General features: G+C 35.5%; 9 protein-coding genes. All 9 read left to right on the top strand.

Annotation, left to right across the window (positions count from 1 at the left end; translation table 11 throughout):
• Positions 1–7 precede the first annotated feature (7 nt).
• The 9 genes from F4W09_RS03575 (at position 8) to F4W09_RS03530 (ending at position 13764) form a co-directional block, all read left to right on the top strand.
• Positions 8–1183: a DUF4268 domain-containing protein gene (locus F4W09_RS03575; protein ID WP_151504050.1), complete on the top strand. Its 1176-nt coding sequence runs from the start codon at positions 8–10 to the stop codon at positions 1181–1183.
• 39 nt (positions 1184–1222) lie between these two features.
• Positions 1223–2602, top strand: coding sequence for a DUF262 domain-containing protein (locus tag F4W09_RS03570; RefSeq protein ID WP_151504049.1), 1380 nt, complete (start codon positions 1223–1225; stop codon positions 2600–2602).
• A 5-nt stretch (positions 2603–2607) separates the two neighbouring features.
• Positions 2608–4623 carry a DUF262 domain-containing protein gene (locus F4W09_RS03565; RefSeq protein ID WP_151504048.1) on the top strand — a complete coding sequence of 672 codons (2016 nt, stop codon included), beginning with the start codon at positions 2608–2610 and terminating at the stop codon, positions 4621–4623.
• Positions 4623–7685 (top strand): type I restriction endonuclease subunit R, encoded by a 3063-nt coding sequence (locus tag F4W09_RS03560; protein WP_151504047.1) that lies wholly within the window; start codon positions 4623–4625, stop codon positions 7683–7685. Before F4W09_RS03565 ends, F4W09_RS03560 begins: the two co-directional genes overlap by 1 nt.
• A 316-nt stretch (positions 7686–8001) precedes the next feature.
• The gene (locus tag F4W09_RS03550; RefSeq protein WP_151504045.1) at positions 8002–8265 is read left to right on the top strand and encodes a transcriptional regulator; all 264 of its coding nucleotides are present in this window, start codon (positions 8002–8004) and stop codon (positions 8263–8265) included.
• Between the two features lie 116 nt (positions 8266–8381).
• Positions 8382–9164, top strand: a complete 783-nt coding sequence (locus tag F4W09_RS03545; RefSeq protein WP_151504044.1) for a uracil-DNA glycosylase family protein — start codon at positions 8382–8384, stop codon at positions 9162–9164.
• A 101-nt stretch (positions 9165–9265) separates the two neighbouring features.
• Entirely contained in the window at positions 9266–11581 is a 2316-nt protein-coding gene (zorA, locus tag F4W09_RS03540; RefSeq protein ID WP_151504043.1) for an anti-phage ZorAB system protein ZorA, read from the top strand.
• Between the two features lie 18 nt (positions 11582–11599).
• Positions 11600–12331 carry a type I Zorya anti-phage system protein ZorB1 gene (gene zorB1 / locus F4W09_RS03535; protein ID WP_151504042.1) on the top strand — a complete coding sequence of 244 codons (732 nt, stop codon included), beginning with the start codon at positions 11600–11602 and terminating at the stop codon, positions 12329–12331.
• Between the two features lie 5 nt (positions 12332–12336).
• Entirely contained in the window at positions 12337–13764 is a 1428-nt protein-coding gene (locus F4W09_RS03530) for an EH signature domain-containing protein (RefSeq protein WP_151504041.1), read from the top strand.
• The last annotated feature ends 10 nt before the right edge of the window (positions 13765–13774 follow it).

Raw genomic sequence — 13774 nt, 5'->3', positions numbered from 1 at the left:
GGGGAATATGAGCTTATATACAGTAGACACAGCCAATAAAAAACTAAAACCACTAGACATCACACAACTGAAACAACATAACCTCACAGAGCGGTATGACTTGCAAGAATGGTTGGTGAGCCACCCTGAAGCATTGGGTGAAGAACTGCTGATTATCCAAAAAGAATTTGATGGCTTTGATGGCACAGGCGAACGCTTAGACCTGTTGGCCTTAGACACCAAAGGACAATTGGTACTGATTGAAAACAAACGTGATGACAGTGGACGTGATGCCGTATGGCAGGCACTCAAGTATGCGTCTTATGTTGCGCCGTTTACCGCAAAAGATATTATTAACGTTTATGCCAATTACCTAAGTAAGTACAGACCAATTGATCCTGATCTAGATGCTGATGCTTATGAGCCTGAACATGTTCATCATACAGCACGTGTATTGATTGAAAAATTCTTAGGTGAAAACGCTGATATAGATTGGATGAGTAAGCTCAATCCTAAAGCAACTCAACGCATCATTCTAGTTGCAGGTGAATTTAGAAAAGAAGTCACCAATACTGCACTTTGGTTGATTGAGCGTGAGATTGACGTTAAATGCGTGAAGGTCTCCCCCTACATGTTGGATGGTCAGTTACTTGTCGATATCCAGCAAATTATCCCTGTGCCTGAAGCATCGGAATATATGGTGCGTTTAAGCCGTAAAGATGCGGAAATCAAAGTCATTAAAGAAAGAGAAAATTCACTGGGGCAATTGAGAATAGCTTATTGGACACAGCTACTTGAAGATTTTCAAAATCGAAACTTTGATCTGTTCCGCAACGTCAATCCGGTTGGTGCAGGATGGCGTAGTGCAGGTGCAACAATTGCACAGTGTAACTACAACTTGATTTTCGCCCAAAAAGAACTCCGTGTAGAACTTGAGTTTGCAACAAGCAATATCGAAAACAATAAAAAGCTCTTTGATTTCTTCTATGCACGTAAAGCAGAAATTGAGCAAAGTTGTGGTCTACAGTTGGATTGGCGTAGATCGGAAGATCAAAAATTATCAAAGATTGTGGTTGTTAACGCCGTAGAGGGTTATAACAAAGCATTTTGGCCTGAGTACATTAAATGGCATTTTGAAAACGTGTACAAGTTTGAGCAAGTGTTTAAGCCGTATATGAAAGATGCGTATCAAGTAATTAAGTAAGACAGTAAAGATTTAAAAAATTAAAATTGAGGGTAGGTTGTGTCAGAACAACAAGGGTTGATTAAAGTGGCTGTGTGCAATGTAGCACAGTTGCTCAGTGGTAAACGCATTAAAACAGAAAATCAAAGATATATTCAGGGGCAATTGAGCATTCCTGAGTATCAGCGCCCATATGTGTGGGGTGAAAAGCAAATTGATAAACTGATTGAAGACCTTAAAGATCATCAAGAACAATTTACTGACAGTCCTTATTATCTTGGAAGTGTGATCTTACATGCACAAGATGGATATTTAAATATTATTGATGGGCAACAGCGTTTAACTACACTTGCTTTACTGGGCTATCTAAATACTGAGCTTGATGATGTATCACTCACTTATCAAGCAAGTTTGAGTATTCAGCATATAAAGCAAAATTTACAGTACCTTGAAAAAATTCGGAGTACATGGGAAGACTACATAAACTTTGAAAATATTGTTGTATCACTCGTAGTCACTGAATCTGAAGATGATGCTTATAAGTTTTTTGAAACACAAAACACAGGTGGGGTGAGGCTCACAGGACCAGATATTATTAAAGCGCATCATTTGAGAGCTGTACCTGTCGATTATAGAAATCATTATGCGAAAGAGTGGGAAGATTTAGGTGAGTTACAAGGCATAGTCATGACGCTATTAAGAGGGCGTTATTGGAATAGTCTGAAAGGGCGAACAGTTCCTTTTTATCAAGAAAAACAAAAAATTCGAGATGAAGTAGTTGAAGAGTTTGCCACCCGAACCCTAAAACATCAAGACGATGTTGCTTATGGTCTTATGCGTGTGACATATACACCTATGACGAAACAAACAAAGCAGGATTTACAAAATAGTTACCAGCTTAGACAGCCGTTAAATGAAGGTATCAATAGTATTTCCTATATGGAATACTTTCAAGATTTATACCTTAAATACTATAAAGATTTAAAAGTCAGTTACTTACCAGAGTATGCTAAGTTTATTCAGTGGTTAAAAGAACTAGAAGGTTGTCGTTTTTTAGAAGAACTTTTCGTCACTGGGTTGATGTTATACCTCAGTCAATTTGGTGAGTATAAGCTTGATGTCTTTGCTAAGAAGTTGTTTAGAGTGGCCTATTCAAAACGTGTCAGTAATAAAAAAGCAGTAAGGGCAGATTCTATTCCAGAGTTTTTAAGGGAACATAAAGTCTTAGATCAGATCGCTTATAGTTTTACGCCAGAGCAAGTATTTGAAGGTTTGGATTGCTTTAATTTAACAGTGGATCAGGATGGACTTAATGAAAACACGGTCAAAAGACATTTTGTTGAGGAAACAAATAGACACTTTGAGCTAGGAATAAAACAAGCTGAATATGCAGAAAAATTTGCAGATCAGTTGACTCAAACGATACGGAATTTGGGGTAATAAAAATGAATCTAGCAGTAAATACAGAGCTTTTATGTTTAAAGCACGTTGTAGATGAGAGTTATCAATTTGTTATCCCTAGTTATCAGCGTCCGTACGTATGGAGTTCAATTCATATTGAAGATCTACTCAATGATATTGAGGAAGCATTCAAAAATGATGAACCTCATTATTTTATTGGTACAACCTTGTCATCCAAAAAAGATCATTCAACTTATGAATTAATCGATGGACAACAGCGTATAACAACACTGATGCTATTTACGTTGGCTTGCCATGATTACAAAGATTCATTTTTAAAAGGGCATCCGATACTTAAAGTTTCGACTTATGATAAAAAACCGAGATTGCATTTTGAAATTCGGGAAAGAATTGAATCCTATTTAGGTTCTCAAGCAGGGCTTGATGGATTTGGTCAGCCATCGCAAGATCAATTGGCTGAAGACGCTTATTTAAAACATATACATGCAGGTCTTGAGTACATAAAACAAAGACTTCACAAGATAAGTCAAAGTGAGTTGGATCTTAGGGAATTTATAGACTACATTTTTGAAAATGTAAGATGGATTAATAACATTATCCCTGAAAAGACTGATTTGAATAAACTTTTCTCGAGTATGAATACTTCGGGAATACAGTTAGAGCCAGTGGATATTCTGAAATCCAAAATCTTTAAAAAAATTACGAAGAATAAGAAGCTTTATGAGGCAATTTGGGATGCTTGTCAAAATATGAATACATATTTTGAACGGGTGTTACGTAAAAAGATTGAAGCTTCATCATGGAATAAATTGAGTTATGAGGATCTTGAGCACTATGATGCAGAAAGCATGGTGTTTGAGGTCGAATCTGAAAGTTCTAAAAAGTCATTTTTGAAAGGTTTATCTATTCAAGAGATAGATAGTAAACGTAATATTTCAAATTATGAAAATGATAGTGAACAAGAAACAGAACATGAAGATCAGATAGAAGCAGATATTCCAGAGGAAAGTAAAAGTCATTGTCGATCTTTTATTAGCTTCGAGTTGTTATTAATTCATGCATTGCGTATCTACAAAGTGTTAAACGATGAGAATGATATTGAAGAGCGTCTGATTGCTTCAAATTTACAAAAGATTTTTAAAGACTTTGTAATTCAAGCCAGTGAGAAAGAGATAAAAGATTTTTTAGATGTATTATGGCAAGTGCGATATCAATTTGATACGTGGTGTGTGAAGTGGCTAGAGAATGAAGATAGTGGTGGTGAGGAATTACGTTTAACTTCGATAAATCGACAGAAAAAGAAAGAAGCTAAAAAAGCATATTTTAATAGGACAAAGAAAGAACATTCTGCTTTAGAGCTTTTACAAAGTGTGCGAATTTTTACTGGTGAACGTAGTGCTCAGTATTGGTTAACGCCATTTTTAATTGGTTTAATAAATGCTGATTCTTCTTTAGACCAAGATGATGTCGTTGAGTGGTTAGAAAAAATTGATAATGATTTATCTTTGGCAGTAGATGACATCACTCAAAAAGTAGCTAGTTATCAACTTTGTATTGAGGATGAAATAGGAACAAAAGACTGGCAAGAGCTCCAAGACTATCTAGAAAGTCAAAAAGGGACTTCTTTTGAACATTACTGGTTCCAAAAATTAGAATATGTTTTATGGAAAAACTACGGTCGTCGTACAGAAAAGAAATTTAAAAATTATCGTATTACTGCAAAAAATTCAGTAGAGCATGTGCATCCACAAAAAGAGAGATTTGGGGCTGTATTGCAGGAATTATATTTGCATGCTTTTGGTAATTTAGTTTTGCTCAGTCCAGGACAAAACTCAGAATATAGTAATAAGCCTGTGACGGTTAAATTGGCAGAATTTGAGAGAAAGCCATCATATGATTCGTTAAAGCTTAAATATTTATTTGATACTTTTAAGAAATCAGAAAGTAAAAATTTAAATAAGCAAGTTATTCAAATGCATCAAGATCGGATGCTTGATCTGTTGAAAATACATTATTGTGGTATTGAGGGTGAAAAATAATGGTCAGTTTAACCAATGAACGTGCTTTAGAAATGGCGATTGAAAAAGCACTGACTGGAACATGCCTTGAAAATGTCAAAGCAGGTTTAACCGACATTGCTCAACCTCATCATGGCTTTGTATCAGGTTCACCTGCAAATTTTGATATGCTGTATGCTTTAGACACCCAATATTTTTGGCAGTTTCTAGAACAAACCCAAGCTGATGAACTGGCAAAGATTCAAAAATTTAATCCACACGATTGGCAACGAAAAATCTACGAACGCTTTGATCGAATGATCCGTAAGCATGGGGTGGTTCATCTACTTAAAAAAGGTCTCGCCGTAGATCAAGCACATTTTCAGTTGATGTACCCAGCGCCGTTGGCAAGCAGTTCTCAAAAGATTAAAGATCGATTCAAGCAGAACATTTTCAGTGTGACTCGCCAATTACATTATTCAAAGGCCAATCCATTACAAGAAATTGACATGGTGGTATTTGTAAATGGTATTCCGATTATTACTTTTGAATTAAAGAATGAATGGACAGGGCAAAATGCTCGTCATCATGGTCAAAAGCAATATAAACAAGATCGTGATATCACACAGCCATTATTGAGCTTTGCACGTTGTATCGTGCATATGGCTGTCGATACCGATGAAGTCTATATGACCACGAAGCTTGCAGGGGCGAATACCTTCTTCTTACCCTTCAATAAGGGACATAATGCAGGTGCTGGAAATCCGCCAAATGCAGAGGGGCATAAAACGGAATACCTTTGGAAAGAGCTACTTTCTAAAGAAAGTCTGGCAAATATTATTCAGCACTTCGTACGATTAGATGGTGATGAGAAAACCTTGTTAGACAAAAGGAATCTCTATTTCCCTCGTTATCATCAGCTCAGCGTGGTTCGCCGTCTTATTCATGATGTTTCAACCAAAGGGGTGGGTCAAACTTATCTTATTCAGCATTCCGCAGGTTCAGGTAAGTCAAATTCGATTACATGGGCGGCATTTCAGTTGATCGAAGCTTACCCAGTAGAAAAAGACATTCCAGGAAGCCGAGGGCTAGAACACCCATTATTTGATTCAGTGATTGTGGTGACGGATCGCCGTATTCTGGATAAACAGCTTAAAGAGAACATCAAGGAATTCTCTGAGGTTAAGAATATTATGGCACATGCCCATAAGTCTTCAGAGCTGAAATCTGCTTTAGAAAATGGCAAAAAGATCATTATTACTACGATTCAAAAATTCCCTTTCATTATTGATGGTATTGCAGATTTAAGTGATAAGCGTTTTGCTGTCATCATTGACGAGGCGCATAGCTCTCAATCGGGTGTTGCCCATGACAAAATGAATGAAGTGATGGGCAAAGCCAACGAAGACAGTGATGGTGTAGATGCTCAAGACAAAATCTTAAATGCAATGTTGGCCCGTAAGATGAAAGGCAATGCATCCTATTTTGCCTTTACTGCAACGCCAAAGAACACGACTTTAGAGAAGTTTGGTGAAAAGCAAGCGGATGGTTCTTTTAAACCTTTTGATTTGTATTCGATGAAACAGGCGATTGAAGAAGGGTTTATTCTAGATGTTTTGTCAAATTACACGACTTACAAGAGCTTCTATGAAATTGAGAAATCAATTCTAGAGAACCCATTATTCGATACTAAAAAAGCGCAGAAAACCTTACGAAGCTATGTAGAGAAAACCCAACAGACCATTGATATCAAAGCTGAAGTAATGTTGGATCATTTCATTCAACATGTGGTAAATACCAAAAAATTAAAAGGCAAAGCCAAAGGGATGATTGTGACTCAAAATATTGAGTCTGCAATTCGTTATTATAAAGCGATTGATCGTCTGCTTGAGCAAGCAGGGTATCCATTTAAAGCCATCATTGCTTTCTCTGGTGAGAAGAAAGTGGATGGAGTTGATTATACAGAAGCGATTATCAATGGGTTCTCTGATAATGACACCAAAGATATGTTTGATCGTGGTTATGTTGGTGACAAGAAGCCTGTAGGTGTGAATGAAGATCAGTATCGCTTACTGATTGTTGCCAATAAATACCTCACTGGCTTTGACCAACCAAAGCTCTGTACGATGTATGTGGATAAAAAGTTAGCGGATGTGTTGTGCGTTCAAGCACTGTCTCGTTTAAACCGCTCAGCATCCAACCTAGGCAAGCGAACAGAAGATTTATTTGTATTGGATTTCTTCAATGAAATAGAAGATATCAAACAGTCATTTGATTGTTTCTATACTTCAACCACCTTGTCAAAAGCGACTGATATTAATGTACTCAACGAACTAAAAGATGAGTTGGATACCGTTGGAGTATATGAATCTACTGAAGTGGAGGATTTCGCTACGAAGTATTTCGATTCAGTAGATGCAGAAAAATTAAGTCCAATTATTGATATCGCCGTTGCACGTTTTGATGCTGAATTAGAACTGACTGCCGAAGATAAAGCTGATTTCAAAATCAAGGCAAAGCAGTTTGTGAAGATTTATGGACAGATGGCTTCAATCTTGCCATATGAAGTTCCAGCTTGGGAAAAGTTGTATTGGTTCTTAAAATTCTTGATTCCTAAACTCAAAATTGAAGATCCAGAAGCAGATGCTTTAGACGAGTTGCTAAATTCAGTTGATTTAAATTCCTATGGCTTACAGCGTAAAAAACTGAATGAACAAATTGAGTTAGATGCTGAAGAAACGGTTCTTGATCCAACAAATCCGAATCCTCGTGGTGCACATGGTGGTGAGACTGAAGAAGATCCATTAGATGATATCATTAGAACGTTTAATGAACGCTGGTTTGGTGGTTGGGCTGCTACTCCAGAAGAGCAAAAAGTAAAATTTGTGAATATCTTAAAACAGATCAAGGAACATGCTGATTTTGAAAGCAAGTATCTAAATAACCCTGATCCGCATACCAAAGATTTGGCTTTTGATAAGATCATGAATGAAGTGATGCTGCGCCAAAGAAAGATAGATATGGATATGTATAAGCATTATTCAAAAGATACTGCTTTCAGAATGTCTTGGAAATATAGCCTGCAACAGGGTGTGATGCGATAAGGACAATATACATGTGGAATTGGATACAAGGGGAGTTTTATACATTTCTGATGGTTCTAGGGCGTTATCCAAGAGTTTGGATACTTCCTTGTATCTTTTTCCTATTTTGTATTGGTGTTATGGCATGGCTTAATTTTCAGTTAAGTCATTACTTTGAGACGCGAAGTGTGACGCAGATGACACCTTTTTTAGATCAATTCATTGTAAATTTTTACGATAGAATTCGTGAGAAAATAGTGAATCGATATTTGATATTGGGAACATTGATATTATTCATTTATGGATATCTTAAATACCGAAAAAGAGTGTATTACTAATGATAATCAACAAAAGTTTAAATCAGAATAATTATGATCAACGTCTATACCCATTAAGATTAAAAAAGAAAGTCGTATGTGAATTACTTGGGGTTTCCGTAAATCAACTCAGAAAAATATCATTGGCTGATGAAAGCTTTCCTAAGCCTTTAAAATCAGGACCGACCCGTCAGGCAGGAGTCTATTTTGATTACCAGGAAATTGTTGAGTGGCATAAGAAGCAATTGGAATTGAGGGTGTCACCAGCTTCAGGGTTGCGTTAAAAGTGATGAATAATGGTGAATTTACTTCTTAGACAATATTAAGATTATAACTGACTATATAATATTGATAGTTATTTAACTTATTAATTCTCAAATACTGGTTTAAAGAGGAAAATATGGGTATTAAATCTTACTCAGAGATGGTTGCTGCTATTCAAAAATTACAGTTTCAACAAACAAAGGATTTACCAGTATTAGATGAGCTTAAAATAGCTCAGGAAGGGAATATCAGTAGTTATTACATTCCTTTTGACTATGTATCACAAAATGCAAAAGTTGTTTTAGTGGGTATAACTCCAGGTAAAACTCAATTATTTAATGCATTGTCTTCTGTGCAAAGCTCTTTAACGAAAGGATTAGAGCAAGAGGAAGTGCTTAAAATGGCTAAGAATGAAGGTGCGTTTAGTGGAACACTACGTAACAATCTGATCAAATTATTGGATCATATTGGCTTACATGAAAAGCTGGGCATCACAAGCACTGCAAGTCTTTTTGATAGAGATGCTCATTTAGTGCATACGACCTCTGTATTAAAGCATCCTGTATTTATTAATGGTAAAGATTATAGCGGGTCAACACCTAATATGCTGAAACACCCATTATTACGTGAAATGATCAATGCTTATTTAATGGAAGAAATTCGCCAATTGCCGAAAGCAATTTATATTCCTCTTGGTCCTAAAGTTAGCCAAGTTTTTGAGTATTTAATTCAGCAGGGATTATTACAAGACCAGCAGGTATTATTTGGTTTACCACATCCATCTGGTGCCAATGCTGAAAGAATTGCGTATTTCTTAGGAAATAAAGCACGTGAATCTTTAAGTAATAAAACTAACCCAGATTTACTTGATAAAGCTAAACTAGAGATCTTAGAAAAATTATCTTTAAATTTTAATTAGATTTTTTAGCACATCTCTTCTTCACTCTTTATAAAGTAAAGGAGAGGTGTGCATGGTATTTATTTGGTATAATTTTCAAGTTTTAATTTTATAAAAATATTATGGGGAATGTAGTGAGTTTTTTAGCTATTGCAGAGTTTTTGCAAGGATTTTATGTCATTCCAATAGCAATGGCGATTTTCGTTTCAGTAGTGATGTTTTTCTTTGTAAAAGAATATTGGATCCCTGCTAAAAGGTTGGCTAAAGAGTTTGATGAAATTATTAAAAACGTCAATCAAGGTGAAAGTTTTCAAGAAAGTAAAAGTTCACTAAACAGTCTTTTGTCCGAGAATTCCACTCTTAAACATGCGTGGGAAAATTATAAAAACTCTCTACACGATATTAGAGAAGAAGTTGATGGTGAATTGCAGATAATTTCATCAAGGTCGACGGTCTCAAGTGACTTGTTTTTCTCTCAAATAGCAATTATAGACACTCCACTAAAAGTTGATTTTTATAAACATATTCCAGGAATTATTACTGGCGTAGGCATTATTGCAACATTTTTAGGTCTTTTATTCGGTTTACTCGCATTTGATCCTGCTGGTGATCCTGCTAAGGTACAAAGCAGTCTTGCTCTACTGTTAGGTGGAGTAGGTGAAGCATTTATGGCTTCTGGATTAGCAATTTTGATAGCTATGCTAATTACATGGAAAGAGAAATTTTGGTTAAGAGAGTGTTATGAGAAATTAGAACAGCTTACGACAGCCATTGATCTGAAGTTTGAACCTGATGAAACAAGTGAAGAATATTTATCTCAATTATTAAAATCATCACAAGCAAATGAAACTAATGCTCGGCAGTTAAAAGACAGTCTAGTTAATGACTTAAAAACTATGATGACTAACTTAATTGATGAAAATAAGAAAAATCAGTTAGCGTTTACTTCTCAATTAACTGAAAGCTATGCCAAAACAAGTAAAGACATGGCAGATCAGATAGGTCAGTCTATTTCGGATAACTTACAAGCACCATTAGAAAAAATTGCATCTAGTGTACAGCAAGTTAGTGGCGATCAAAGTTCTGCTGTTCAAGAATTAATGACAGATGTGCTTACAGCTTTTATGACAAAGTTAGAATCTACTTTTGGTTCTCAAATGACTGGTATGAGTGAAATGATGACTCAATCAGTATCTGCCATGAAAGAGATGCAGCTTGGTTTCACTCAGTTAATTACAGACATGAAATTAAATAGTGAAAGTACTACAAAAAATTTAGAAATTCAGATGTCTAAAATGATTGAAGATATTCAGTTAAAGCAAAATGCGATGTCTGAGCAAATGAATGCCATGGTAGATCATTTGTCAAAAGGTGCAGAAAAAATTGGTGAACAAGGTCAGTATGCTATTCAGGAAATGAATAGTTTAGTATCTAAACTCATCAATGATATGAATGAAAATATGTCACATGTATTGAATAACATAACGAAGCAACGAGCTGCTCATGAGAAACTTGTTGCTACACATCAGCAGAAATTACAAGATCAAACCTCACTGTTAGTAGATAATATGGGAGGATCGATTAAAGAAGTAATAAGGGAAATTGCTCAACAGAGAGTTGCTCAAGAAGAGTTGATTGCTAAACATCAGCAAAAATTACATGATCAATCTCTATCACTAGTGAATGAGATGGGTGATTCTGTTCAAGAATTGCTTAATAAGGTCACGCAACAAAGATTGGAACAAGACCAAGTCATTGCAGATAATCAGCAAAAGCTTCATAACCAATCGTCTATTTTAATTGAGAAACTCAGTGCTGAAGTGAGTCAACTGATTACACATAGTCAAAATGCAACTTTATCCTTCAAAGAAAATATCCAAAGAATTTCTGAAGTAACGACCAACAGTATTACAGGAATGAATAACGGCGCAGAAAAAATACGTCTTGCTTCAGAACAATTTAATACAGCAGGGACTACATTGATAGGTGTTACAGATAAAACTTCACAACTTATCTCAGAGGTAACAGCAACTTCCACTAATTTGACAAGTGCAAGCAATAATCTTCTTTCCTTGTTAAATGATTATAAGAATTCACAGGATACGGTTAATAAGGCGATTGGGGCTTTGGAAGGTCTTATTCAACAGGCTCAGTCTGAAGCGGGCATGAGCACCAAAATGCTTGAAGATATGAATCAGATGACTACTGCTTTGAATCAAGTGAAAAAAGAGATACAGGATTATCTTGAACAAGTTAGTGATGTACTAGTTAAAAGTTTTGAAAGTTTTGGGGCTTCTGTAGAAGCAAGTCTTAACCATTCATTAGGGATTTATGATAATACGCTTGACCAAGCTGTTAAGCGTCTTTCGAGTGGGGTTGAAGGATTGGGGAGTTTTGTCGAGGATCTAGAGGATCTTGTTAGACAAAAGAAAAGCTAAATTTGGAGTACATGAAATATGTTGGGTAATCGGTACTCTAAAAAGGTACGTCCTAAAGATGAAGGTGAAAAACCATTTTGGATTTCATTTGCAGATTTAATGACAGCACTAATGACACTTTTTCTTGTGGTTATGGCTGTATCGCTTATGATTGTGACGAAAAAAATTAATGAAGCTACTCAGGCTGAAGATCAACGAAGTGCAGAAATTTTAAATATTTGTCAAAGTATCAAGCATAGTGTGAAGTTAAAAGATGCAGGTATTGAAGTTGACTGTAAAAATAATCGCATAAATTTTGGCGAAGCGGGGCGTTTCGCACACAATGATTATCGGTTAAATGAGGTAGGTCGAAGTCGACTCAATACTATCGTACCGATTATTCTTGAAGAAGCGAATAATCCACAAGGTGAAAAGTGGTTCAAGCAGATTGTAATTGAAGGTTTTACAGATACAGATGGTTCGTATTTATATAATTTAAATTTGAGCTTGCGCCGTTCAGAATGGGTGATGTGCAGTTTACTTGATCCCAAATTTAGTTCAGGCTTATCTTTAAGTGAAAAACAAAAAAATCAAGTAAAACAATTATTTCTCGCCGGTGGTGTGTCTTTTAACTCTGCTAAAGATAGTAAAGAAGCTTCGCGTCGTGTGGAGTTGAGAATGCAATTTTATGGTTTAAAAGAGAAAGAGTCCTCAGAACCTCAACCTCATTTTGTTTCAGCCCCTGTTGAAACTTGCCAATTGGCGAGGTGATAAGTATGAGTATAGAAAAATTAAAATTGCGTTTAGGTCAAAAGCTGGGTGACTATTCTACTGATGAGGTAGTGCATACAAAATTTGTAAAACCTCAGCGACTGATAAAAACGCTATATGTGCTTGAACAAAAGTTTGATGATTTAGAAAATACGATTCCTTTAGATGAGAAAATCTTTAGAACAATTTCTAAATTAGAGCATTCAGGATTTAATTTATTTACACGAAGAGAGTGGAAAAATTTGGCTTGGGCCTTATGTAAAGTTATACCTGGTACACGACAAAAACTAATTTTTGGTGAGATTGGTAAGAGGATTGTAGATCATTTCCAACAAGCAGGGGCCGATCTTATGGGATTGGTTTATTTTCCTTTGTTATATAGCTATTTTGCTTTAGAAGATAATGATGTAAAAGATAAGCCAGCAATTTGGGTTCAATTAAGGGGAATATTAGAAACGCATAGATCAAATATTTATAAAGATTTAAAGCGACCAAAAAAATGGATGAATACACTTATAGATTATCCCGAGCTTTTGTCGGATTCTCCTACTAAAATTTTTGTGAATAGCTTTTTAAAAGCTCAAGATTCAAATGATATTCAAAAAGATTTAGAAAGCTTAAAAATTGCACCAAATAGCTGGTTTTGGGATGATTTGATTAAATCTTCTATAAAATCCATTATAACAATGAGCGAGAAAGAGTATTTTAAATTGATTTCTCGCTTTCTAAAATTAGCTGAACAGAATGTTTTGTATACCAATGATATTCTTATTGCTTTATTAGAGCGATATGCTAGGACTTCTAAGCGGGAAACAGTACATGAAGTTTTGAAGCATTTGGCTTTAAATCAATGGGGGAATCCACAATACGACTCATCGGCGGGATGGAATAATGTCAATGCAGATACTAAACGTATGGTCATCCAATGGTTTGTGCGAGCAGATTTAGAAGCGTTCTTTAAGTTGTTCAGTGCTACAGCAGATGTGAATCGGTTTAACTACTGGATCAAATTCATTGATAAAATTTCATTTTCTCAAATATTTCTTGGCCCTGGAGCTCTACAATCGCAACATCCACAGCATAAAAAATTTCGTGAATTTAATAAGGGTCGCTTAAAAGAATTAATGGGATCAACAGCATCGAATAATGCATTTTTATTAAAAATAGATAATATTTACGTTGTCGATTTTTCTGATACGGGTAATGCTTGTTATGCTTATAACAAATTGCCATATAATGATAATAGCCCAAGAATTTATATTGGAAACCTTAAAAATAAGAATACTGTACTGTTTAAAAATGGTTGGGGGGATCCAACAGCATTGAGTCACAGTGGTGATTGGGAAAGTAGGTTTGACGAAAAATTAGCAGAAATAGGTATCTTTTCAACATCGAGAAAAGACAGTCTAAATTCTTCAAGATATAAAAGGTAATATTAGGATA

It is taken from the genome of Acinetobacter tandoii, assembly GCF_008867985.1.
Taxonomy (GTDB): domain Bacteria; phylum Pseudomonadota; class Gammaproteobacteria; order Pseudomonadales; family Moraxellaceae; genus Acinetobacter; species Acinetobacter tandoii.
Note: the sequence above shows the minus strand (reverse complement) of the source record. Positions and strands in the feature narration are given on the sequence as shown.